The 23070-nt window shown below is 59.4% G+C and carries 18 protein-coding genes and 2 pseudogenes; 9 read left to right on the forward strand and 11 right to left on the reverse strand.

Translation table 11 applies throughout. The annotated features are described in order from the left end of the window. The first annotated feature begins 71 nt into the window (after positions 1-71). Both HV782_RS03110 and hemE read left to right on the forward strand, forming a co-directional pair. Positions 72-1490: an FAD-dependent oxidoreductase gene (locus HV782_RS03110; RefSeq protein ID WP_039757038.1), complete on the forward strand. Its 1419-nt coding sequence runs from the start codon at positions 72-74 to the stop codon at positions 1488-1490. Positions 1491-1680: 190 nt separating this feature from the next. Further along, positions 1681-2748 carry a uroporphyrinogen decarboxylase gene (hemE, locus tag HV782_RS03115; RefSeq protein WP_083367241.1) on the forward strand — a complete coding sequence of 356 codons (1068 nt, stop codon included), beginning with the start codon at positions 1681-1683 and terminating at the stop codon, positions 2746-2748. Positions 2749-2925: 177 nt separating this feature from the next. Here the strand turns inward: hemE and HV782_RS03120 are convergent, their stop codons facing one another. After that, positions 2926-4200 (reverse strand): MFS transporter, encoded by a 1275-nt coding sequence (locus HV782_RS03120; protein WP_186746217.1) that lies wholly within the window; start codon positions 4198-4200, stop codon positions 2926-2928. A 118-nt stretch (positions 4201-4318) separates the two neighbouring features. On the opposite strand from HV782_RS03120, the gene HV782_RS03125 reads away from it, so the two are divergent. After that, complete coding sequence (locus HV782_RS03125; protein WP_123470769.1) at positions 4319-5221, forward strand: LysR family transcriptional regulator; 903 nt, start codon at positions 4319-4321, stop codon at positions 5219-5221. A gap of 148 nt (positions 5222-5369) precedes the next feature. Here HV782_RS03125 and HV782_RS03130 read toward each other — a convergent pair whose 3' ends face one another. Then, on the reverse strand, positions 5370-5696 hold the full coding sequence (locus HV782_RS03130) for a hypothetical protein (protein WP_186746215.1): 327 nt from the start codon (positions 5694-5696) through the stop codon (positions 5370-5372). Positions 5697-5864: 168 nt separating this feature from the next. Next, on the reverse strand, positions 5865-6221 hold the full coding sequence (locus HV782_RS03135) for a hypothetical protein (RefSeq protein ID WP_186746212.1): 357 nt from the start codon (positions 6219-6221) through the stop codon (positions 5865-5867). A 691-nt stretch (positions 6222-6912) separates the two neighbouring features. Here HV782_RS03135 and HV782_RS03140 point away from each other — a divergent pair. After that, positions 6913-7683: a ParA family protein gene (locus tag HV782_RS03140; RefSeq protein WP_123470774.1), complete on the forward strand. Its 771-nt coding sequence runs from the start codon at positions 6913-6915 to the stop codon at positions 7681-7683. A 130-nt stretch (positions 7684-7813) separates the two neighbouring features. Here the strand turns inward: HV782_RS03140 and trxC are convergent, their stop codons facing one another. Further along, complete coding sequence (trxC, locus tag HV782_RS03145; protein ID WP_123470775.1) at positions 7814-8248, reverse strand: thioredoxin TrxC; 435 nt, start codon at positions 8246-8248, stop codon at positions 7814-7816. A 120-nt stretch (positions 8249-8368) separates the two neighbouring features. On the opposite strand from trxC, the gene HV782_RS03150 reads away from it, so the two are divergent. Further along, a complete protein-coding gene (locus HV782_RS03150; protein WP_225931051.1) occupies positions 8369-8695 on the forward strand; it encodes a helix-turn-helix domain-containing protein in 327 nt (108 codons plus the stop codon). Between the two features lie 6 nt (positions 8696-8701). Here the strand turns inward: HV782_RS03150 and selO are convergent, their stop codons facing one another. The 5 genes and pseudogenes from selO to HV782_RS28890 form a co-directional block, all read right to left on the reverse strand. Then, entirely contained in the window at positions 8702-10165 is a 1464-nt protein-coding gene (gene selO, locus HV782_RS03155) for a protein adenylyltransferase SelO (RefSeq protein WP_186746210.1), read from the reverse strand. Between the two features lie 48 nt (positions 10166-10213). Then, positions 10214-13567, reverse strand: a complete 3354-nt coding sequence (gene mscK / locus HV782_RS03160) for a mechanosensitive channel MscK (RefSeq protein WP_186746207.1) — start codon at positions 13565-13567, stop codon at positions 10214-10216. A gap of 34 nt (positions 13568-13601) precedes the next feature. Further along, positions 13602-15344 (reverse strand): potassium/proton antiporter, encoded by a 1743-nt coding sequence (locus HV782_RS03165; protein ID WP_123470781.1) that lies wholly within the window; start codon positions 15342-15344, stop codon positions 13602-13604. 520 nt (positions 15345-15864) lie between these two features. Next, positions 15865-16737, reverse strand: coding sequence for a methyl-accepting chemotaxis protein (locus HV782_RS28885; protein ID WP_371917813.1), 873 nt, complete (start codon positions 16735-16737; stop codon positions 15865-15867). Between the two features lie 30 nt (positions 16738-16767). Then, positions 16768-17598 (reverse strand): annotated as a pseudogene (locus tag HV782_RS28890) (MCP four helix bundle domain-containing protein); the annotation flags it as partial. A 171-nt stretch (positions 17599-17769) separates the two neighbouring features. On the opposite strand from HV782_RS28890, the gene HV782_RS03175 reads away from it, so the two are divergent. Both HV782_RS03175 and HV782_RS03180 read left to right on the forward strand, forming a co-directional pair. Then, a complete protein-coding gene (locus HV782_RS03175; RefSeq protein WP_123471165.1) occupies positions 17770-18000 on the forward strand; it encodes a hypothetical protein in 231 nt (76 codons plus the stop codon). Beyond that, entirely contained in the window at positions 17997-18299 is a 303-nt protein-coding gene (locus tag HV782_RS03180; RefSeq protein WP_123470784.1) for a cell division protein ZapA, read from the forward strand. Before HV782_RS03175 ends, HV782_RS03180 begins: the two co-directional genes overlap by 4 nt. Positions 18300-18362: 63 nt before the next feature. Here HV782_RS03180 and HV782_RS03185 read toward each other — a convergent pair whose 3' ends face one another. Next, positions 18363-18710: a hypothetical protein gene (locus HV782_RS03185; protein WP_186746205.1), complete on the reverse strand. Its 348-nt coding sequence runs from the start codon at positions 18708-18710 to the stop codon at positions 18363-18365. Between the two features lie 252 nt (positions 18711-18962). On the opposite strand from HV782_RS03185, the pseudogene HV782_RS28895 reads away from it, so the two are divergent. Together HV782_RS28895 and HV782_RS28900 are read left to right on the forward strand one after the other, a co-directional pair. Further along, positions 18963-19988: pseudogene (locus HV782_RS28895) on the forward strand (cache domain-containing protein); the annotation flags it as partial. 135 nt (positions 19989-20123) lie between these two features. Beyond that, positions 20124-20855 carry a methyl-accepting chemotaxis protein gene (locus HV782_RS28900; RefSeq protein ID WP_371921220.1) on the forward strand — a complete coding sequence of 244 codons (732 nt, stop codon included), beginning with the start codon at positions 20124-20126 and terminating at the stop codon, positions 20853-20855. 331 nt (positions 20856-21186) lie between these two features. Here the strand turns inward: HV782_RS28900 and HV782_RS03195 are convergent, their stop codons facing one another. Beyond that, complete coding sequence (locus HV782_RS03195) at positions 21187-22989, reverse strand: acyl-CoA dehydrogenase (protein ID WP_186746203.1); 1803 nt, start codon at positions 22987-22989, stop codon at positions 21187-21189. Positions 22990-23070: the final 81 nt, after the last annotated feature.

Consider the following 23070-nt stretch of genomic DNA (forward strand, 5'->3'; position numbering starts at 1 on the left):
TATCGGACTAATGTGATTTTCTTGCAGCTTGAAGCTTGTAGCTTGAGGCTGTCGTGTAAGAGGTTTTGAAGATGGCCGAACGTCTCAGTAACGACTTTCAATTCATCGATGTCGGGCGCAAAGATCCGAAGAAGAAACTGTTGCGTCAACGCAAGAAAGAGTTCGTCGAAATCTACGAACCGTTCAAACCTCAGCAGTCGGCCGATCAGGCCCACCGCTGCCTGGGTTGCGGCAACCCGTATTGCGAATGGAAGTGCCCGGTGCACAACTTCATTCCCAACTGGCTGAAGCTGGTCGCCGAGGGCAACATCCTGCAGGCCGCCGAGCTGTCGCACCAGACCAACACCCTGCCGGAAGTCTGCGGCCGGGTGTGCCCGCAGGATCGTCTGTGCGAGGGTGCCTGCACCCTCAACGACGGCTTCGGCGCGGTGACCATCGGTTCGGTCGAGAAGTACATCACCGACACCGCGTTCGCCATGGGCTGGCGCCCGGACATGTCCAAGGTCAAGCCGACCGGCAAGCGTGTCGCGATCATCGGTGCCGGCCCGGCGGGCCTCGGTTGTGCCGACGTGCTGGTGCGTGGCGGCGTGACCCCGGTGGTGTTCGACAAGAACCCGGAAATCGGCGGTTTGCTGACCTTCGGCATCCCCGAGTTCAAGCTGGAGAAGACCGTGCTGAGCAATCGTCGCGAAGTCTTCACTGGCATGGGCATCGAGTTCCGTCTGAACACCGAAGTCGGTAAAGACGTGACCATGGAACAACTGCTCGCCGAATACGATGCAGTGTTCATGGGCATGGGCACCTACACCTACATGAAGGGCGGTTTTGCCGGTGAGGACCTGCCGGGCGTCTATGACGCACTGGACTTCCTGATCGCCAACGTCAACCGCAACCTGGGCTTTGAAAAGTCGCCGGAAGATTTCGTCGACATGAAAGGCAAGAAGGTCGTGGTTCTCGGCGGTGGTGACACGGCGATGGACTGCAACCGCACGTCGATCCGTCAGGGTGCCAAATCGGTGACCTGTGCTTATCGTCGTGACGAAGCGAACATGCCCGGCTCGCGCAAAGAGGTGAAGAACGCCAAGGAAGAAGGCGTGAAGTTCCTCTACAACCGTCAGCCGATCGCCATCGTTGGCGAAGACAAGGTCGAAGGCGTGAAGGTGGTCGAGACCCGTCTCGGCGAACCGGACGCCCGTGGCCGCCGCAGCCCTGAGCCGATCCCGGGTTCCGAAGAGATCATCCCGGCGGACGCCGTGGTTATCGCTTTCGGCTTCCGCCCTAGCCCGGCGCCGTGGTTCGAGCAGTTCGAGATCCAGACCGACAGCCAGGGCCGCGTTGTGGCGCCTGAGCAAGGTCAGTACAAGCACCAGACCAGCAATCCGAAAATCTTTGCCGGTGGCGACATGGTGCGCGGTTCCGACCTGGTGGTGACGGCGATTTTCGAAGGGCGCAATGCCGCCGAAGGGATCCTCGATTACCTGGGCGTCTAACCCCCGTCCGGCTGACTGCAAATGCAATACCTGTGGGAGCTGGCAAGCCAGCTCCCACAGTGTTTTGTAGTGTTGCGAAGACCTGTATTTTTAACGATAAATTGACCCGATAGACAAAAGGCTGACCTGCATCCGTGCCTTTTGCGTCGCGCTCTGAGAAAATGCCCGCACTTTTTTTCCGGATGCCGACATGACTGCCCTGAAGAACGACCGTTTCCTCCGCGCCCTGCTCAAGCAACCCGTTGACGTCACCCCGGTGTGGATGATGCGCCAGGCCGGCCGCTACTTGCCGGAATACCGCGCCAGCCGTGCCCACGCCGGTGACTTCATGAGCCTGTGCATGAATCCGGAATTCGCCTGCGAAGTCACCCTGCAACCGCTCGACCGCTATCCGCAACTGGACGCGGCGATCCTGTTTTCCGACATCCTCACCATTCCCGATGCGATGGGCCAGGGCCTGTACTTCGAGACTGGTGAAGGGCCGCGTTTCAAGAAAGTCGTCAGCACCCTGGCGGACATCGAAGCGCTACCGATCCCTGATCCGCACAAGGACCTCGGCTACGTGATGGACGCGGTCAGCACCATCCGTCGTGAGCTGAACGGGCGCGTGCCGCTGATCGGTTTCTCCGGCAGCCCGTGGACCCTGGCGACGTACATGGTTGAAGGCGGCTCGTCGAAAGACTTCCGCAAGACCAAGGCGATGCTCTACGACAATCCGCAAGCCATGCACTTGCTGCTGGATAAGCTGGCGCAGTCGGTGACCTCGTACCTCAACGGCCAGATCATGGCCGGCGCGCAAGCGGTGCAGATCTTTGACACCTGGGGCGGCAATCTGTCGGCGGCGGCGTATCAAGAGTTCTCGCTGGCCTACATGAAGAAAATCGTCAGCGGCCTGATCCGCGAACACGACGGTCGCAAGGTGCCGGTGATCCTCTTCACCAAGAACGGCGGCCTGTGGCTGGAAAGCATCGCCGAGGCCGGCGCCGACGCCCTGGGCCTGGACTGGACCTGCGACATCGGCAACGCCCGCGCCCGCGTCGGCGACAAGGTCGCGCTGCAAGGCAACATGGACCCGACCGTGCTGTACGCCAAACCGGAAGCGATCCGCACTGAAGTCGGACGCATTCTCGCCAGCTATGGCAAGGGCAGCGGCCACGTGTTCAACCTTGGTCATGGCATCACGCCTGAGGTTGATCCGGAGCACGCCGGTGCCTTCCTGCGCGCGGTGCACGAGCTGTCGGCGCAGTATCACGAGTGATCGCCACACCATAAAAAACGCCCGGCTTATGCCGGGCGTTTTTGTTTCCACGATTCAACGTCGGACACAGATGAAATGTGGGAGCGAGCTTGCTCGCGAAAGCGGTGGATCAGCAACTTTTGCATCAACTGACACAACGCCTTCGCGAGCAAGCTCGCTCCCACATTGGGTTTTGTGTCAGGCTTTTACACCGCCGAGCGGCGGCAACTTCGCCAGCTTCAACGCCACCAGTAGCGCGATCAGCAACAGTGAGCCTATAAACAGACCAATCCCGTTCCAGCCACCCAAATGCCAGAACACCCCGCCTGCCGTCCCGGCAATACTCGACCCCGCGTAATAACTGAACAGATACAACGACGACGCCTGTCCCTTGGCCTTAGTCGCTCGCCGACCAATCCAGCTACTCGCCACCGAATGCGCGCCAAAGAAGCCAAAGGTGAAAATCAACATGCCGACAATCACCAGCAACAGCGGCGTAAACATCGTCAAGGCAAGGCCGGCAAACATCAGCGCAATGGTCGCCCACAGCACCTTGCGTCGCCCCAGTTTGTCCGCCAGCGAACCAATCTTCGCCGAGCTGTAGATCCCTGACAGATACACCACCGACAACAATCCAACGAACACCTGATCTAGGTTGTACGGCGCGGCCAGCAAGCGATAGCCAATGTAGTTGAACAGCGTGACGAACGCGCCCATCAGCACGAATGCTTCAAGAAACAGCAGCGGCAGGCCGGCATCGCGAAAGTGCATGGTGAAGCCGTCGAGCAGGCTGCGCGGGTGCAATGAGCGCGAACGGAAGTTGCGCGACTCGGGGAGGATCTTCCAGAACACCGCCGCCGCGATCAACGCCAGACCGCCAATCACCAGCATCGCCGTATGCCAGCTGACGAAGTCGATCAACACCCCGGTGATCAACCGCCCGCTCATCCCGCCAATGGCGTTGCCGCCGATGTACAGGCCCATCGCCAGACCGATGTGTTGCGGGTGAATCTCTTCGCTGAGGTAGGTCATCGCCACCGCTGCCAGGCCGCTCAACGACAGCCCGATCAGCGCGCGCATGATCAACACGCCGTGCCAGCTCGGCATCATCGAGCTGGCGATGGTGCACAGCGCCGCTGCGAACAGCGCAGTCACCATCACCGGTTTGCGCCCGACCCGATCAGAGATCGGTCCGGTGATCAGCAGGCCGATGGCGAGCATGCCGGTGGCCACCGAAAGAATCAGGCTGCTCTGCGCCGCGTTGATCCCGTACTCGTGGGACAGCAGCGGCATCATCGGCTGCACGCAGTACAGCAGGGCAAAGGTCGCGAACCCGCCGCTGAACAGCGCCAGTACCGTGCGCATGAACATCGGCGTGCCTTTTTCGATGTAGATCTCTTGCAGTTCGGCGACGACATCGTCCGCCGCAGCAGGCGGGACTTCGTGGGCAAGGGGCGCGACAGCAGTTTTCACATCAAACCTCGGGGTGCACGGCCAGGCAGGCAATGAAAAAATCATATAGCTGGCTAATGTTTCTATCCAATATATTGTTCGACCTGTTTGATAGCTTTAACGACCTAATGAGGTGTTCATGGAATTGCGTCACCTGCGCTACTTCATCGCTGTTGCCGAAGAGCTGCATTTCGGCCGCGCGGCACAGGTGCTGGGTATTTCCCAGCCACCGCTGAGCCAGCAGATTCAGGCGCTGGAGCAAGAGGTCGGTGCACGATTGTTCGAGCGGACCAATCGTCGGGTCGAACTGAGCGAAGCCGGCAGATTGTTTCTGGAGGAAGCGCGGCTGGTGCTGGCGCAGGTCGACAAAGCGGCGGATGTCGCAAGACGTGCGCAATTGGGGGAGCTGGGCGAATTGAAGATCGGCTTTACCTCATCGGCGCCGTTCAACTCGACGATTCCCCAGGCGATCTTTGCCTTTCGCCAGCGTTTTCCGGCGGTGCACCTTAACCTTCGTGAGATGAGCAGCACGCAAGTCGCCGAAGGGCTGGTGGATGAGTCGATCGAGGTCGGCATCATGCGTCCGCTGGGCCTGCCGGATTCGCTGAGTGTGGTGGAGCTGATGCGTGAGCCGCTGGTGGCGGTGCTTGGCTCCAAACATCCGCTGGCGCAGGGCAGCGAGGAAGGGCTTTTCCTTTCGGCGCTGGCGCTGGAGCCGTTCGTGTTCTTTCCGCGCAGCTACGGCAGCGGGCTGTATGCGCAACTGCTGAGTCTGGCGCGTGATGCCGGATTCAGCCCGCACTTCGCCCAGGAGGCCGGAGAGGCGATGACCATCATCGGTCTGGTCGCAGCGGGGCTGGGGGTTTCGGTGTTGCCGGCGTCCTATCAGCGGATGCGCATTGAAGGCGTGGTCTATCGACCGCTGCTTGATCCGGAGGCGGTGTCGGCGGTGTGGCTGGTGCAGCGCAAGGACCAGAAATCGCCGATGGCCAAGGCGTTTGTCGACCTGCTCACGCGCAAGGTTGAGCCTTCAATTGGGTAATGGCGGCTGGTCGCTTGGCATGATGAATCCTGTCGTTCGCAGTTCAGGCAGAATTTTGATAGTTGGGTCTTGAGTTGCGGTGACGCCTGTCAAACCCGCCGGCAACCGTTATTGCTGTGGAGGGGCACCGGTGGGATACCTTCGTTGTCTAAAATTCCTCTTTGTCACTATCAATGACAACCACTGATACTGCGCAATAAATGGTTTTAGATTGAATCGTATCTTGAATCTGTTCGTTGTAGGTGCCGGGCAATAGAAGTTCGTTTTCTATGGCATCGTCAATTTCAAATACAAAGTGTTGAATGGATATGTTTTCTGTGGAGCCATTGGCTTCAACTTTTAGAGTGAATTCATGATCCTTATAGTAAATTTTTTCCTCTGTTTTCCTATCTCCCGCTGTTTTCTTTTTGTCGTCCGTGACAGTTTTCATCATTTCCCGGATTTTGTTTTCAAGGTTTTCTATGGGGGTGTACATGGTCGCTACCTTTTGAGTGAGATTGGGGCGAAAGTTACGGCATAATAATTTTTGTTGCTGGGAGGTAGTCAGGTTTTTGATAATAAGGTTTTGAGTTTCGGCGACGACTGTAAACCCACCGGTGACCGTTTATATGAGGGAGGATAGCCGGTGGGTTACATTAATTGTCTAAGATGGCTCCTCGATATCCTCGATATCCTCGCTATACTCGCTATCTGTGATGTACAGTGATACTGCGTAAGGAATGGGTTCAGAGTCATATATGTTATTAATTTGTTCGGTCCAGGTGCTAGTGTGCTCTGCGTCCTCGTCTAAGTGTTTGTCAATCTCCGCTATGAAGTCTTCAAGGGATTTAAGGGGGGTGGTTTGCTGGGATTCATTGCGTTTAATTTTTATATCAATGTGATATCGGTCTCTATAAAATATCTTTCCCTCGCCTCTCGAGGCGTCTTCTGTTGCATCGTCGTGGTACGTGGCAGCGGCCATCAGTTCTTCAATTGCTTCTAAAAGGAATTGGTCTTCCATGGTCTATTACCTTTGGAATTAGGTTAATGCGAAAGTTAGTGTCAGAGTCGTTTCACAACAATAATTTAATCGGCTTCAATAGTTTTGGCACCTGTCAGAAATGACAGGTGTTTAGACTGTATGGCTATCGCCGCAATTTCTCTTATGTTTTTTTTGCGCTGTGATTACGTGGCGGTTATTTGCAAGACGGTTTGAAGGGGTTGTTCAGTAAGTGAGACAGTGCAGGCGTGTGAGTTAAGTAGCGTTCTGATATATCGCAGCTTTTTCAGCTCACCGGTTAAACAACCAGAGACAAACCAGCTCAGAGCAAGCGTGTCGAAATTGTTCATGACCAGATGCAGTTGGAGCCGTGGCGGATGAGTGCCTTGCTCTAGGACACGCTACGCGGCGTCAAGGGTCAAACAGGGTGATGTCAGTCGTTCAGCGTAAGCAAGATCACCCCGGCAACCCCTCACGCGATACCTTTTGCGCAACGAAATGCACCGAGTGGTTGGTAGAGAAAAATGTCACTTGGCGATTTTCCAGTTGGTCAGGGTTTTGTCTGTCAGGCATCTCGGCGATCAAAGGCCGCTTTTGCCCCGTCTGCACGCGGATATTGTCACCAGGCGCTGTAGTCCGTGTCGGTGAAGGTAGCGAAGCGAGGGCGCAGGCAACTACACTCGGTCATTCTTTGATACACGGAGGTTTTGTCATGCGGCGCGTGGTGTTCAATCAGAAAGGTGGCGTGGGCAAATCCAGCATTGCCTGCAATCTGGCGGCGGTCAGCGCCAGCGAGGGTTATCGCACGCTGTTGGTGGATCTCGATGCCCAGGCCAACTCCACTCAATATCTGACAGGGCTCACCGGCGACGACATCCCGATGGGCATTGCCGATTTCTTCAAGCAGACGCTGTCATCGGGGCCGTTTTCGAAAAAGAATCAGGCCGATATCTACGAAACCCCGTTCGACAATCTGCATATCATCACCGCCACCGCTGAACTGGCCGACCTGCAGCCCAAGCTTGAGGCGAAGCACAAGATCAACAAGCTGCGTAAGTTGCTGGATGAATTGTCCGAGGATTACGACCGGATCTACCTCGATACGCCACCGGCGCTGAACTTCTACGCGGTATCGGCGCTGATTGCTGCGGATCGCGTGCTGATCCCCTTCGATTGCGACAGCTTCTCGCGTCAGGCGCTGTACGGGCTGATCGCGGAAATCGAAGAGCTGAAAGACGACCACAATGAAGGCCTGGAGGTCGAAGGCATCGTCGTCAACCAATTCCAGGCCCGGGCGAGCCTGCCCCAGCAGATTCTCGATGAGTTGATTGCCGAAGGTTTACCGGTGTTGCCGGTGTATCTGAGCAGTTCGGTACGCATGCGCGAATCGCACCAGGCCAGCATGCCGCTGATTCACCTCGACCCGAAACACAAACTGACGCAGCAGTTCGTTGAGCTGCACAACTTGCTCGAAGACCACTGATCTCTTGGGCTACGCAGATCCCCTGCAGGAATGAGCCTGCTCGCGATGGGGTCCTGTCAGCCAACACTTGAGTGGACTGACAGAACCCCATCGCGAGCAGGCTCACTCCTACAATTTGATTTACGGTGTGTCAGATGCCTTGGCTATGCAGCCACGCCATCAACTGCGGCAATGGAAACGCGCCGCTCTGCCGCGCTACTTCCCGGCCGTTCCTGAACAGAATCAGGCTCGGAATCGAACGAATCCCCAACTGCGCCGACAGTTGCTGATTGGCCTCACTGTCCAGCTTGGCCAACCGGCACTTGCCCGCCAACTGCGCCGCCGCCTGCTCGAACACCGGTGCAAACGACTTGCACGGCCCGCACCAGTCCGCCCACACGTCTACCAGCAGCGGCAGATCACCCTTGATCTGGCTGGCGTAGTCGCCTTGCTTGAGTTCGAACGGCTTGCTCAGCAGTACGGCGGATTTGCAGCGCCCGCATTTTGGCTGGTCCGCGAGGCGCTCGGCCGGGATGCGGTTGAGGCCGTTGCAGGAGGGGCAGGGGATGAGGAGTGGGTTGGTCATGAGGGCATTCCGCAAGTGAGCTGATAACACCTAGTTGGAGGCGTTTGTTCACATTTTCAATCATGCGGCTTTCAACGTAAGACCTGGGCCAAGACGTACCGGCGTGGCCGTTGGTCTGTCTTGCATTATCGCAATTTGCGATATGCAGTCGACGAGATCCTCGAAATAACCGGCGATGACGAGTCGCATCCACTCACGAGTCTGGTGGAGATCATCAGTGACTGGATTGCGGAATGGGATCGCACACATCACCCCATGGCCAAGGCAAGTGGCGAAGAGGTCCTCGGCTACATGATGCGCGAACATGGACTGACCCAGAGCGACCTGCCGGGTGTTGGCACTCAATCTGTCGTTTCAGAAATTCTGAACGGCAAGTGCAAGTTGAACCTGCGGCAGGTCCGCTGGTTGGCGGACCACTTCAAGGTGCCTGTAGACGTGTTTATCTAGACCGCCTCAAGACGAACAACTGATCTCCAGATGCTTGCCCCACTCCGGCGGCCGCTCGGCATAACCCTCCATCCCCGGCTGCTGTTCAAACGGTTTGCTCAGCACCGCATGCAGCCGGCGCACTTCTGAGTAATCGCCTTGCTCCGCCGCATCAATAGCTTTTTGCGCCAGATAATTGCGCAGGATGTACAGCGGATTGACCGCATGCATTCGCGTGCGGCGCTGGGCCTGATCGGTGTCACCGTCGCGGGCGACCCGGGCGACGTAGCGTTCGCCCCAGGCGTCAAAGCCCTTGATGTCGACGAAATCATCGCGCAAACGGGCGACGGCCTGTTCGGCGGGTTCTTCACCGAGACGGCGGAAGAACAGCGTGTAATCGACGCCGCTGTTCTGCATCAGTTGCAGCAGGTTCTCTAGCAGCTGTTGGTCGTCCTCTTCCGCCGTGGTAAAGCCGAGGCGGCGGCGCATCAGGTCAAGGTAATGCGCCTGGAACAAGGGCAAGTACAGGCCGAGGGTTTCGCGCAGGGCTTCGACGCTGATGAACGGCGTCAACGCCTGGGCCAGCGCGCTGAGGTTCCATTGGCCGACCGGCACCTGATTGCTGAACGAGTAGCGGCCCTGATCATCGGAATGGTTGCAGATGAAGTGGGCGTCGAAATCATCGAGGAACGCGAACGGGCCGAAGTCGAAGGTGATGCCGAGGATCGACATGTTGTCGGTGTTCATCACGCCGTGGCAGAAGCCGTAGGCCTGCCACTTGGCGATCAGTGCGGCATTGCGCTCGACGATCTCGCGGAACATCGCCAGATACGGCTCCGGTTGTTCCAGGCACTCGGGGAAGTGCATCGCCAACACGTGCTCGCCGAGTTGCTTCTGCTGCTCGGGACGCTTGGTGTAGTAGAAATATTCGAAGTGGCCGAAGCGCACATGGCTCGGTGCCAGACGCAGGACCATCGCCGCACGTTCCTGCTTCTCGCGCCACACCGGGGTGTCGGAACCGATCACGCAGGCGGCCCGCGAAGACGGGATGTTCAGCGCGTGCAGCGCTTCGGAGGCGAGGAACTCGCGGATTGATGAACGCAGAACGGCGCGACCGTCCCCCATGCGTGAAAACGGCGTCTGTCCGGCGCCCTTCAGGTGCAGGTCCCAGTGCTCACCAGCGCTGTTGTAGACCTCGCCGAGCAACAAGCCACGACCGTCACCCAGTTGCGGTGTGTAGCCGCCGAACTGATGCCCGGAATAGACCATCGCCCGCGGCTCGGCATCGGCCCACAATTTGTGGCCGCCAAACAGTTCGGCGAATTCCTCGGTTTCGGCGCTCGCCGGGTCGAGATCCAGCAAGGCGAGGGCCGCCGGGCTGGCGACGACCAGACGCGGATTGTCGATCGGCTCGGGCAGCACGTGGGCGGAGAACGCGTCGCCCAGGCGGGCGAAGCGATTGTCGAAGGTCAGTTCGTCGAGGGCTTTCAAGGGCCGGCTCCAGCAGAATGTCCGAGCATTCTGCTGGGAATAGGCCGGTTAGTCGAGTTTGGCCGGCGGCGGCTCTTGCAGCGGTTTCTGATCGTCGGCGATGGGCACGATGGTTTTCGTTTCTGGCTCGATCGGCACCATCTTGTATTCCTGACCGTGAAGGTTCTTCAGATAAACCTCCATCTGGCGGAACGAGATGTTGATGTGCTGCTTCTTGAACTCGCGGTTGATGAAGCGGTTGACCTCATCAAGCACCGGGTTGCGGTCGCCCAAGTCACGCACGTGCATGCGCAACTCGTGATCGAGAGTGCTTTCGCCGAAGTTGAGGAAGTACACGTGCGGCTCGGGCTCCTTGAGCACACGCGGGTTTTCCCGGGCAGCCTTGAGCAGCAGTTCCTTGACCAGATCCAGGTCGGAGCCGTAGTCGACGCCCAGTTTCAGGGTGACGCGGGTGATGGTGTCGGTCAGCGACCAGTTGATCAGTTGCCCGGTGATGAACGTCTTGTTCGGGACAATGATGTCCTTGCGGTCGAAGTCGGTGATGGTCGTGGCGCGGATGCGGATCTTGCTGACCGTGCCCGACAGGTTGCCGATGGTGATGGTGTCACCGATCCGCACCGGGCGTTCGAACAGGATCATGATGCCGGAGATAAAGTTGGCGAAGATCTCCTGCATGCCGAAACCGAGGCCGACCGACAGCGCCGCCACCAGCCATTGCAACTTGTCCCAGCTCACGCCGAGGGTCGACAGGGTCGAGACGAAACCGACGCCGGCGATCACATACGACAGCAACGTGGTGGTCGCGTAGGCACTGCCCTGGGCCAGATTGAGTTTCGACAGCACGAACACTTCCAGCAGGCCCGGCAGGTTGCGCGCGAGGGCGAAGGTGATGCCGATGATGATCAGTGCGCCGAGCATGTCGCCGATGCTGATCGGCACCATGCTCATGTTGGCGCCGGTGCCGCTGGTGTATTCGTAGAGGGTGATGTTGTCGAGGTACGAGAACACCGAAATCAGGTCCGACCAGACCCAGTACAGCGCCGCGATGAAGCCGCCGAGCAGGGCCAGACGGATCAGGCGCAGGGACTGTTCGTTGACCTTCTCGATGTCCAGTGTCGGTTCTTCGATCACGGCTTCGCCGTCGCCGGCCTCTTTTGCCGCCTGACGTTTGGCCAGGGCGCGCTGGTAAGCCAGACGTCGGGCGGCAACCGCCAGACCCCGGACGAAGGTGGCTTCGATCACCAGCCAGAACATCAGCAGGTACAGGGTGTTGATCAAGCGGTCGCTGAGTTTCAGCGCGGTGTAGTAGTAGCCGAAGCACACCGCGACGAACAGGGCGATCGGCAGCAAGGTGAACATCACGCCCACGGCCTTGCGGAACAACGAAGTATTTTCGTGGGCCGGGCTGCTGATCAGCAGACGGCTGAGCAGCCAGGCCATCAGGGCGTAGCAGGTCAGCACCACCGGCATGCCGAGAACGTCGTCAGCCAGTGCGGCCGGTTGCAGTTCGGCCACGGCGACTACGGTCACCAGCGCCATGACCACCAGTCCGAGGCGACGGATCCAGCCCTGGAGGAATTCGACCTGGGGCTTTTCCCAGCGGAAGTGCAACTCTGCCACGCCACCTGGCGAGAGAATCCGGTAGGCGGTGTAGAACACCAGCCATGCCTGACCCATTTGCAGCAGCGCCGCGCCCATGTTGGCGTTTTGTCCGCGGGCGTCGATCTGCAGGGCCAGTCCGCACAGGGCCAGGCCAAGGGCGACCGGCATCGCCAGCAGAATATTGATCAGGATCGCCTGCGGGGTGTGCCACTGACTGTCACGCTTGAAGTGACCGATGTCCTGGTGAACCTTGTTCAACCGCGCATACAGCGCCTTGCGCCGCCACAGCAGCGCGCCGATCAGCAATGCCAGCGGCAGGAACAGCAGCGGACGCTGGGTCAGGCCGTCGGTCAGCTCGCTCAGGCTCGAGGCCAGCGGCAGGGTGTCGATCTGGCGTTTGAGCCGCTCCGGCACGCCGCGCATCCATTCCACGTCCAGCGGCTTGTTGCTGGGAATCCAGAACATCTGCTCATCGAGGGTTGCGCGCAGGCTTTGGGCGGTGCTCAGCAGTTGCTTCTGGTTGAGTTGCAGGGTGATTGATTCGTTGAGCACCGCGCTCAGTTCGCGGTTCAGTCGTTCCAGCAGGTCGGCGCGGGTGTTGGCCAGGTCCAGCAGGCTCTTGCGCAGTTGCGGGGTGACTTGCTCCGGCGGCTGGGTGGAGAGCAGGTTGTCGACGTAGGTCGCCGGGTTGCTCAGCAGTTCACGCTGCTGGCTGACTTCGAACTGATACAGGCGAATGTCGGCGATCTGGTCGGCCAGGTCACGATCGACCTTGAGGCGCGGCAGGGCCTGCTTCTGTTTATAGAGAATCTTCGACAGCAGCAGACTGCCCTTGAGCACGTTGATCTGTTCATCCAGGGCCGAGTCGCTCTGGGTCAGGCTGTCGAGTTGCTGTTTGGTTTGCAGGTTCTGCTGGGTGACTTCGTTGAGACGGTCGGTGCTTTTCAGCAGGTAGTCGGAGAGCTTGAGGTTGGCCGTGCTTTCGCTGGCGAGCAGGCTGCTGCCGCCGGCCTTCTGCGCTTCGATCGACTGCTGGGTAACGGTCTCCTGGGACTGCGCCAGACGCTTCTGGTTGATCAGGGTTTGCAGTTCCTGGATCTCGCGGTCGAGGCGGTCGGATTTCTCCGAGAGCAGGTCATGCTGGCTGTTGCCCAGATCCTGCAACTGGCTGTTGCCGGCCAGCTCCTGACGACGCAGCGGGATCAACGCGTTGAGGGCGGCCAGTTCGGCGTTCAACTGATCGCGTTGCTCGGCGCTGACGGTTTTGCCCGCGTCCTTGCCGGACTTGAGGATGTTGTTGATCTGCTGGATGCGCGTCTGGCTGGCGGAAATTTCCGCCTGGGCGCGCTCCGGGCGGGTCTGCGCGGTGATGATCAGGCTGTTGGCGTCGGCCAGGGCTTTTTGCAGATCGCTCTGCTGGGTCGAACGATCGGTGAGGATCTGTTCCAGCTGCTGGATCGATTCCTTGGGAAAACGCTGCGCCACCGGCACCACGGCGGAGGCCTTGAGGCGCGTCAATTCGCGGGTGTTCTCGACGGTCTGCTTCGGCGCGCTTGCCAGTTGCTGTTTGAGGTCGATCAGCTTCTGTTCATAGTCACGCTGGTTGTTCAGCTGATTGAGCGTGTTCTGCAGGACGGTTTGCAGGGTCTTTTTATCGGCGTCCGGCAGTTTGCTGTCGGCGAGTTTGTCCAGGCTGGCCTGCACGGCTTCGCTGGACGGCGGTTCGGCGGCATACAGCGGCCCGACGGAAAGACTCAGGCCCAGCAGGGCCGCGAAAAAGAAAGAGCGCAGGGTAGGCATAGAGACCGGTCAAGCAAGTGAGAGTGGACGCAGTTTAGAGGAAGAGACCGGGACCCGGGCGACTTCCTTCGGGGAATCTGACGCCCACTTTGCCGATCTTGTTCCCGTCCATGACCGCGACCGTCCAGTGAGTGTTGTTCCACTCCACCTGGTCGCCGACGATTGGTGCACCACCGACCTTGTGGGCAATGAACGCACCGAGGGTCATGTCCGGATCGATGCCGTCGGCCGGCAACCCGTAAAGCGCTGCAACCGCTTTAAGCTGGGCGTCTCCTTCGAGTACAAAGTCGCCGAAGAAGCGCAGATCCAGACCGCGTTGCGGTGCCTGGCTGAACAGTTTGCCGAGGGCCGGCAAGTTGTGTTCATGGCCGATAACACACAACAAATCATCGACTTCCAGCACCGTGCTACCCGACGGATGGAGCAGTTGCTGGCCGCGAAACAGGGCGGCGATGCGCGTGCCTTCGGGCATTTTCAGTTCACGCAGGGGCGAACCGATGCACCATTTCTCGGCGCCGAGCTTGTAAACGAACAGCTCCCACTCGCTGGTGATGTGCACCTCCAGTGCGGAACGCGAGATCGGCGCCGGCTCCGGCGGTACCGTCACCTTCAACAGCTTGGCCACCCACGGCAGGCTCGTGCCCTGCACCAGCAGCGACACCAGCACGATGAAAAACGCGAGGTTGAAGTACAGCTGCGCATTCGGCAGCCCGGCCATCAACGGGAACACCGCGAGAATGATCGGCACCGCGCCGCGCAGGCCGACCCAGGAAATAAAGGCTTTCTCGCGGCCGTGGAACGCCTTGAACGGCAGCAGGCCGACGACCACCGACAGCGGCCGGGCGAACAGAATCATCCACAGCGCCAGACCCAGCGCCGGCAGGGCGATCGGCAGTAAGTCATGCGGCGTGACCAGCAGCCCCAGCACGAGGAACATGCCGATCTGCGCCAGCCACGCCATGCCGTCGAGCATGTGCAGAATGCCGTGACGGCTGCGCACCGGGCGGTTGCCGATCACCAGGCCACACAGGTACACCGCGAGGAAACCACTGCCGTGCAAGGCGTTGGTCAGTGCGAACACCACCAGACCGCCAGCGATCACCAGAATCGGGTACAGGCCGGTGGCGAGGTTGATCCGGTTGACCAGTTGCAACATCAACCAGCCGCCACCGAGGCCGATCACGCCACCGATGCCGAACTCGCGGATCAGGTGAGTCAACAGGCTCCAGTGCAGGCCGGTCTGGCCGCTGGCGAGCATGTCGATCAGGGTTACGGTGAGGAACACCGCCATCGGGTCGTTGCTGCCGGATTCGATTTCCAGGCTCGCGGTCACCCGTTCGTTGAGTCCCTTGCCGCCGAGCAGCGAGAACACCGCTGCGGCGTCCGTGGAGCCGACGATGGCGCCGATCAGCAGGCCTTGAATCAGATTGAGGTCGAACAGCCACGCCGCCGCCATGCCGGTCAGCCCGGTGGTGATCAATACCCCGACCGTGGCCAGCGACAGCGCCGGCCACAAGGCCACACGGAAACTTGAAACCCGGGTGCGCAAACCACCGTCGAGCAGGATCACTGCCAGGGCGAGGTTGCCGACCAGATAGGCGGTCGGGTAGTTATCGAAAATGATCCCGCCGCCATCGACCCCGGCGGCCATGCCGACCGCAAGAATGATGACCAGAATCGGAATGCCGAGACGCGAAGACAGGGAACTGACAAGAATGCTTGCACCTACCAGCAACGCGCCGATCAAGAACAGGCTGTTGATGGTCGTCGCATTCAAAGGCAGTACTCCAGAAGCGTAAAGACGGGCACAAACTGACCATGCAGTCTGCGTGCCAGCGATTCTAACCTGTTGAAATGTGATGCTGTCAAAAAGCTTTTTACGCTGGGGGATTCGAGGTTTGGGTTCGGCTGGCGATGGCTGCCCTCACCCTAGCCCTCTCCCGGGGGGAGAGGGGACTGATCGAAGTGTCTGGGCGAGGTCCATCGACCTGAAAATTCTGAGTCGAACTCAGGTTTGAAAGGCACACAGATCTGCTCCCTCTCCCTCTGGGAGAGGGGGCTGATCAAGGTGTTTGTGCGAGGTACGCCAACCTGAAAGTCCGGAGTCGAACTCGGATTTTGAAAAGCCTCACCCCAGCCCTCTCCCTCTGGGAGAGGGGGCTGATCGAAGTGTTTGGGCGAGGTACGCCGACCTGAAAGTCCGAAGTCGAACTCGGATTTTGAAAAGCCCCCGATCTGCTCCCTCTCCCTCTGGGAGAGGGCTGGGGTGAGGGTGCTTTTGCTTTTGATCGAGTGAATCAGAGGCTGAACCGCCCAACCATGTTGTTCAAATCCAGCGCCAGACGCGACAGCTCGTTGCTCGCCGCACTGGTCTGATTCGCGCCGGTGGCCGATTGCACCGACAGGTCGCGGATGTTCACCAGGTTGCGATCCACCTCGCGGGCCACTTGTGCCTGCTCTTCGGCGGCGCTGGCGATCACCAGGTTGCGCTCGTTGATCTCGACGATTGCGGTGTTGATGGTGTCCAGCGACATCCCGGCGCCCCGGGCGATGTTCAGTGTCGATTCGGCGCGTTCGGTACTGTTGCGCATCGAGTCCACCGCGTGTTCGGTGCCGCTCTGAATGCTGCCGATCATCCGCTCGATTTCGCTGGTCGACTGTTGGGTGCGATGGGCCAGCGCACGCACCTCATCGGCGACTACCGCAAAACCACGGCCGGCTTCGCCGGCGCGTGCTGCTTCAATGGCAGCGTTCAGTGCCAACAGGTTGGTCTGGTCGGCCAAACCGCGAATAACGTCCAGGACCTTGCCGATGTCACGGGATTCGTTGGCCAGATCACCGATCAGGGTCGCCGTGCTCTGCACATCGGCGCTCATGCGTTCGATGGCGCTGACGGTTTCCTGCACCAGGTCGCGACCGTCGCCGGCGGACGTGGTGGCGTTTTTCGACGCTTCCGACGTGCTGACCGCGTTGCGTGCGACTTCTTCAACGGCGCTGGTCATTTCGTTGACCGCCGTGGCGGCCTGTTCGATTTCGTTGTTCTGCTGGGTCAGGCCACGGGCGCTTTCGTCGGTGACGCTGTTCAGCTCTTCGGCAGCGGACGCCAGTTGCGTGGCCGAGCCGGAAATCCGCTGCAGGGTGTCGCGCAGCTTCGATTGCATCTTGGCCATCGCGGCCAGCAAGCGGCCGGCTTCGTCGTTGCCGTCAACGTGGATCGGCTGGGTCAGGTTGCCTTCGGCGATGGTTTCCGCTGCGTCGAGTGCCTTGGCAATCGGCTTGGTGATGCTGACGGTCAGCAACCAGGCGAACAGGAAGGTCAGGCCGGTGGCGATCAGCAACAGGGTCACGACCAGGTTGAACGATATCGCGTACTGATCGGCTGCGCCTTGATCAGTTTCGGCGATTTGCTGGGTGTTGATCTCCAGCAGCCGCGCCAGTGCGGTGTTCACCGCTTCCGAGTTACTCAGCAAATCCGCGTTGAGCATCTGCCGCAGTTCATCGACCTGATTGTTGCGCGACAGGCTTTTCATCCGGTCTTCGAGTTGGCGGTACTGGGCCAGAAGCTGCACGTACTGGTCGTAGGCTGCACGCTCTTGCGGGCCATTGATCAACGGTTCGTAGGCGCGCTGGGCGTCGGCGATCTGCTTGTTGCGCAGCTCGAACAGCTCAATGGTTTTTTGCTGCACGTCCGGTTCGCGGTTGATCAGCAACCGGTAGGACAGCACCCGCAGGCGCAGGGTCAGTTGAGTGAACTCGTCGAGGGCCTTGATGGACGGCACGCTGGCAGTGGCAATTTCTTGGCCCGCTGCGCGTATTTTGCTCATCTGGTTCAAGGCGAACACACCCAGAATCAGCATCAGGCCGCCGATCAGGGCGAAGCCGGTGAACGCCCGGGGGGCGATATTCATATTGCGAAGGGACATGGGGCGGATACCAGAGGAGGGCCGCATCCATGCGGGCTGAGACGGCTGTATGGATGACTTATCGGTCATACGACTAAAGTCTTGAGGCGCTGCGCGTATTTGTCGCATAGGGGGTTGAGCGACGAAGTGCAGGAACCAGATCGGCAGATCACAGTCTTTTAAACTCGCGAGAACGGTCGGCCGCCAGGAAAATCAAGGCCTTGCGCCGGTTTAACCCTGGCATCCGTGATGACTTTTCTTTATCGTACGCGCCCTTTGAAAAACGCCTGGAAGATCAAAATGTTGGAAGCATCCCTCAGCCAATTGGAACAGCTCGTCAGCGACCTGGTGCAACAGAACCAGACTTTGCTGGAAACCAACCAGACCCTGTCTGCGGAACTGGCTCAGGCCAAGGATGAAAACGAAAGCCTGCAACTGAACCTGATGGAGCAGGAAGAGAAACACGGCGCCACCGCAGCGCGCATCCAGGCCCTGGTTGATCGCGTCAACGCAGGTCCTGTCAGCGCATGAATTACGGCACAGCAGGGGTAAAGGTCATCTCCATTCTCGGGGAGGACTACTCGATCAAGGCACCGGCCGGGGAAGAACAGACCCTGCTGGACGCAGCCATGATGCTCAAGGCTGCGCTGGACGACACCAAGCGCAAATACCCGACGCTGATCGGTGACCGCTTGCTGGTGCTGGCGGCGATGAATCTGTGCTCGCAGCAGATCGAAATGAAGAAGCAGCACCAGGAAGAACTCGACCGTTACCAAGAGCAAGTCAGCGCCACGGTCGAAACCATCGCCAAGACCATCAATCAGGGTTGAGGCGTCGCTACAGGGCGCTCCATTCCGAGGAGCGCCCTGGTGAGGCATGAATAATCAGATGGTTCAGCCAAGCCTGAATACATAGCCGTTTTCCAGTTTCACAACTTCCTTTCTCTTCACCGTCCAAGGACCATCGGGGAATTCGGGATCTGTGAGTAAATCCCCCTTTTCAGCCCATAGAGTCAATTCCTCACGGTTGACTTCTGTTGCACTGCGCCACGGCTTGGTCGGGTCTGCGTCGACTGTTATCTCGATAAACCAGCCGCCTGCCGACTCTTCGAATGATTTGGTCAGCACTGTGGTTTCTGTACCTTTGAGTGGGTCTAGAATCTTTTGACCAACCCGAACGGCTTTTAACATTTCATCCCGACTCAGGGACGCAGTGCTTTCAATTTTGCGTTCTCTGCTCATTTTTGACTCCTCGGTTTTGGGTTTTGCCAACGAAGAGTAGGGCTTCAAGAGGCCACCTGCACCTGACAACCTTGACAGTAGACGTGGGGTTGTTTTCGTGGGTTTTTTCAGCTCCGAGCTTAGATTGCGAAACAATAGTTCTGATTTTTGTATACATTTGGCGCGACAGTTGCAGTGTTTTTGCCTCTTATTCTTTGGGGGTGCTCCATGCAGTTGTGGCGACGCAGTATTCAATGGCAGCTGATTCTCAGCATGGGCACCGCCCTGCTGGTCAGTATCCTGATCGTGGTTGGCATTTATACCCTGGTGGTCAACCGCCTCGCCCAGAGCTATCTGGTCGAACAAGCGCTGCCGTCGAGCATCGAAGCGACGCGCAACGATATTGAGCGCATCCTCGTCCAGCCGCTGACCGCCGCCAAAGACATCGCCAGCAACACGATGGTCCGCGACTGGCTGGCCTCGGGGGAAGACAGCGGCAAAACGGCGGCCTTCGCGCAGTATCTGGAAGGCATCCGCGCCGAACACAAGGCCTTCACCGCGCTGATCATCGGCACCGAATCCAATCACTACATCACCGAAAAAGGCCTGGACCGCACCCTCAGTCGCGCCAAACCGGCCGATGCCTGGTTCTATTCCTTCCTCGACAGCCATCAGCCGCGCACCCTGAATATCGACAACGATGGCGCCACCGGGGAGTTGGCGCTGTTCATCGACTTGAAGGTCGAGCAGGCCGGCAAAGTGGTCGGCGTGGCCGGGCTTGGTTTGAGCATGAAAGAGTTGTCGGAGTTGATCCACAACTTCAGTTTTGGCGAGCGCGGCAAGGTCTATCTGGTGCGTTCCGACGGTTTGATTCAGGTGCATCCTGAAGCGCAGTTCAGTGGCAAGCGCACCCTCTCGGAGCAGATCGGTGCTTCGGCGGCACAAGCCGTCATGGGGCAAAAAGCTGCCGTGAGCAGCGGCTTCCAAAGAGACGGCGAAGACTTCCTCGCCTTCAGCCTGCCTCTGCGTGATCTGGGCTGGACCCTGGTGGCCGAAGTGCCGCAATCGCAGATCTATGCCGAGGCGCGCAAAGCCATGTGGATGAGCGGCGGCATCGGTCTGGCGGTGGCACTGGTGTGCCTCGCTTTGGTGGTGTGGTTGGCGCAAGGTTTGGTGCGACCGATTCGCCAAGTAACAGCCGCGCTGGTAGCAATCGGTAGCGGTGGTGGAGATTTGACCCACCGGTTAGATTCCAGTCGCGCCGACGAGCTGGGCGATCTGGCTCGGGGCTTCAACCGATTCCTCGACAGCCAGCGCGCAATGATTGGCGAAGTGTTGGCTACCAGTGAGCGTTTGCGCACGGCTGTCGGCCAAGTGGCCAAGGTTGTGGATAACACCGCCGAGCGCTCTGGTCGTCAGCAGGAGATGACCGACATGGTCGCCACCGCCGTTCATGAAATGGGCCTGACCGTGCAGGAGATCGCGCAGAACGCCGGCAACGCCGCGCTGGCCTCGCAAACCGCACGGGATGAAGCCCTGCAGGCGCGGGAAGTAGTCGGCGGCTCGATCCGCCATATCGAAAGCATGTCCGATGAGATTGGCGTGGCCGCCGGTGCGGTGGGGGAGCTGGCGCAGCAAGTGGCGTCGATCGACTCGGTGCTGGCGGTGATTCGCGGGGTGTCCGAGCAGACCAACCTGCTGGCACTCAACGCCGCCATTGAAGCGGCGCGGGCCGGGGATATGGGGCGCGGGTTTGCCGTGGTGGCGGATGAGGTGCGCACCCTGGCACGACGCACGCAGGCGTCCACGGACGAGATTCAGCAGATGATCGGTAGCCTCAAACAAGGCGCGGAAAATGCCGTGTCGTCGATGCGCACCGGGCAAGCTGCAACCGGCACCGGGGTTGAGTCGAGCCAGCGTACCGGCGCGTCGTTGACGGCGATTACCGGGCAGGTCGAGCGCATCAGCGACATGAACCATCAAGTGGCGACGGCGACGGAAGAGCAGTCGGCGGTGACGGAGGAGATCAACCGCAATGTACAGGGGATTTCTGATCTGGCGCGGGCCACGGCGGGGGAGGTTCGGGCCTGTCGCGAGGATTGTCAGATGCTGCAGAAACTGGCGGATGATCTGGCGCGGCAGATGGGTGGGTTCAAGCTGAGTTGAGTGCTGAGCCTGAAAAGCCCCTCACCCTAGCCCTCTCCCGGAGGGAGAGGGGACTGAATGCGGGATACTTGAGAAATACGCCGACCTGAAAGGGCTACACCGAATCCATAATCGACTGGATTTTTCAGGTCGACGTATAGCGCCAGACACCTCGGTCGGCCCTATCTCCCTGCGGGAGAGGGGACTGAATGCGGATACTTGAGAAATACGCCGACCTGAAAGGGCTACACCGAATCCATAATCGACTGGATTTTTCATGTCGACGTATAGCGCCAGACACCTCGGTCGGCCCCCTCTCCCTCCGGGAGAGGGCTGGGGTGAGGGTTGGCTTTCAGAACCACGCATCCTGCATCGCCAGACACGTCTCATCCCGCGCCTCCAGCAACGTCAGTTCATGGTGGCAACCCGGCACTTCCCACGTCAGGAAATACCGCGCCGCCTGCAACTTGCCCTTATAGAAGTCGGCATCCGTTGCATTGCCCTTGGCCAGGCCTTCCTCGGCGCGAATCGCCTGCTCCAGCCAGCGCCAGCCGATCACCGTATGCCCGAACACCTTCAGGTACAGCGCCGAATTGGCCAGGCTGCTGTTGACCTTGCCTTGCGCCAGATCAGTCAGCAAACCGATGGTCACCCCTTGCAGGCGCGCGACCAGTTTCTCCAGCGGCTCACGCAATGCGGTTAACGATTCGTACGCAGTGGCGCGCTCGGAAGTGTCGGCGATCAACCGGATCAATTGCTTGAGCCCCGCGCCACCGTTCTGCGCCAGTTTGCGCCCGAGCAAGTCCAGCGACTGAATACCGTGAGTGCCTTCGTGAATCGGGTTCAAGCGGTTGTCGCGGTAATACTGCTCCACCGGGTATTCACGGGTGTAGCCGTGGCCGCCGAGAATCTGGATCGCCAGTTCGTTGGCCTTGAGGCAGAACTCCGACGGCCAGGATTTGACGATTGGCGTCAGCAGGTCCAGCAGCTCATGGGCCTGTTGGCGCTCGGCTTCGCTTTCCAGTGTGGTGGTGTCATCGAACAGCCGCGCCGCGTACAGACCGAGGTCAAAGGCGCCTTCGACGTAGGATTTCTGTGTCAGCAGCATGCGTCTGACATCCGCATGCTGAATGATCGCCACTGGCGCGGTGGTCGGGTCCTTGCTGTCCGGCACCCGGCCTTGCGGGCGCTCGCGGGCGTACTCCAGCGAGTACAGGTAACCGGCGTAACCGAGCATCACTGCGCCCATGCCGACGCCAATCCGCGCTTCGTTCATCATCTGGAACATGTAGCTCAAACCGTGATGCGCTTTGCCCACCAGATAACCGACACACTCACCGTTATCGCCGAAGTTCAGCGCGGTCGAAGTGGTGCCGCGCCAACCCATCTTGTGAAACAGCCCGGCCAGCAGCACGTCATTACGCTGACCGAGGCTGCCGTCATCGTTGACCAGAAACTTCGGCACGATGAACAGCGAAATGCCTTTAACGCCCGCAGGTGCGTCCGGCAATTTCGCCAGCACCATGTGCACGATGTTCTCCGACAGCGGGTGATCGCCGCCGGAAATGAAGATCTTGTTGCCCTTGAGGCGATAAGTGCCGTCGGACGCCGGCTCGGCGCGGGTACGAATATCCGACAGCGATGAGCCTGCGTGGGGTTCGGTCAGCGCCATAGTGCCGAAGAAGCGGCCGTCGATCATCGGTTGCAGAAAGCGCTGTTTCTGCTCGTCGGTGCCGAAGCTTTCGATCAGATTGGCAGCGCCCATGGTCAGGAACGGATACGACGTCGACGCGGCGTTGGCCGACTGGAAATGCGCGAAGCAGGCTTGGGAAAGCAGCGTAGGTAACTGCATGCCGCCGGCGTCGAAGCTGCGTGCGGCGTTGAGGAAACCGGCTTCGAGGAAGGCATCCACCGCCGGTTTGACCTCCGGAATCAGAATCGCCTGGCCGTTCTCGTAGCGCGGCTCGTTTTCGTCGCCCTTGCGGTTGTGCGGTGCGAAAAATTTCTCGGCGATGCTGCGCGCGGTGCCGATGGCGGCGTCGAAGGTCTCGCGGTTGTGCTCGGCAAACCGCTCACGCCGGGTCAGGCCCTCGGCATCAAGGACTTCATACAGCTCGAAAGCCAGATTGCGGGAACTGAGCAGCGTCTCGGACATGGCGGCCTACCTGAAATTTGGGTTTGGGCCGAGTCTAGGCGTGCTGATAGAGGCTGAACAGGATGATTGATGGGCGTGATG

This window comes from Pseudomonas monsensis (assembly GCF_014268495.2).
Classification (GTDB): Bacteria; Pseudomonadota; Gammaproteobacteria; order Pseudomonadales; family Pseudomonadaceae; genus Aquipseudomonas; species Aquipseudomonas monsensis.

Coding starts and splice junctions, on each gene's coding strand:
- HV782_RS03110 (WP_039757038.1), top strand. CDS start 72: ATGGCCGAACGTCTCAGTAACGACTTTCAATTCATCGATGTCGGGCGC.
- hemE (WP_083367241.1), top strand. CDS start 1,681: ATGACTGCCCTGAAGAACGACCGTTTCCTCCGCGCCCTGCTCAAGCAA.
- HV782_RS03125 (WP_123470769.1), top strand. CDS start 4,319: ATGGAATTGCGTCACCTGCGCTACTTCATCGCTGTTGCCGAAGAGCTG.
- HV782_RS03130 (WP_186746215.1), bottom strand. CDS start 5,696: ATGTACACCCCCATAGAAAACCTTGAAAACAAAATCCGGGAAATGATG.
- HV782_RS03135 (WP_186746212.1), bottom strand. CDS start 6,221: ATGGAAGACCAATTCCTTTTAGAAGCAATTGAAGAACTGATGGCCGCT.
- HV782_RS03140 (WP_123470774.1), top strand. CDS start 6,913: ATGCGGCGCGTGGTGTTCAATCAGAAAGGTGGCGTGGGCAAATCCAGC.
- trxC (WP_123470775.1), bottom strand. CDS start 8,248: ATGACCAACCCACTCCTCATCCCCTGCCCCTCCTGCAACGGCCTCAAC.
- mscK (WP_186746207.1), bottom strand. CDS start 13,567: ATGCCTACCCTGCGCTCTTTCTTTTTCGCGGCCCTGCTGGGCCTGAGT.
- HV782_RS28885 (WP_371917813.1), bottom strand. CDS start 16,737: ATGGCCAAGATGCAATCGAAGCTGCGCGACACCCTGCAGCGGATTTCC.
- HV782_RS03175 (WP_123471165.1), top strand. CDS start 17,770: ATGTTGGAAGCATCCCTCAGCCAATTGGAACAGCTCGTCAGCGACCTG.
- HV782_RS03180 (WP_123470784.1), top strand. CDS start 17,997: ATGAATTACGGCACAGCAGGGGTAAAGGTCATCTCCATTCTCGGGGAG.
- HV782_RS03185 (WP_186746205.1), bottom strand. CDS start 18,710: ATGAGCAGAGAACGCAAAATTGAAAGCACTGCGTCCCTGAGTCGGGAT.
- HV782_RS28900 (WP_371921220.1), top strand. CDS start 20,124: ATGGTCGCCACCGCCGTTCATGAAATGGGCCTGACCGTGCAGGAGATC.
- HV782_RS03195 (WP_186746203.1), bottom strand. CDS start 22,989: ATGTCCGAGACGCTGCTCAGTTCCCGCAATCTGGCTTTCGAGCTGTAT.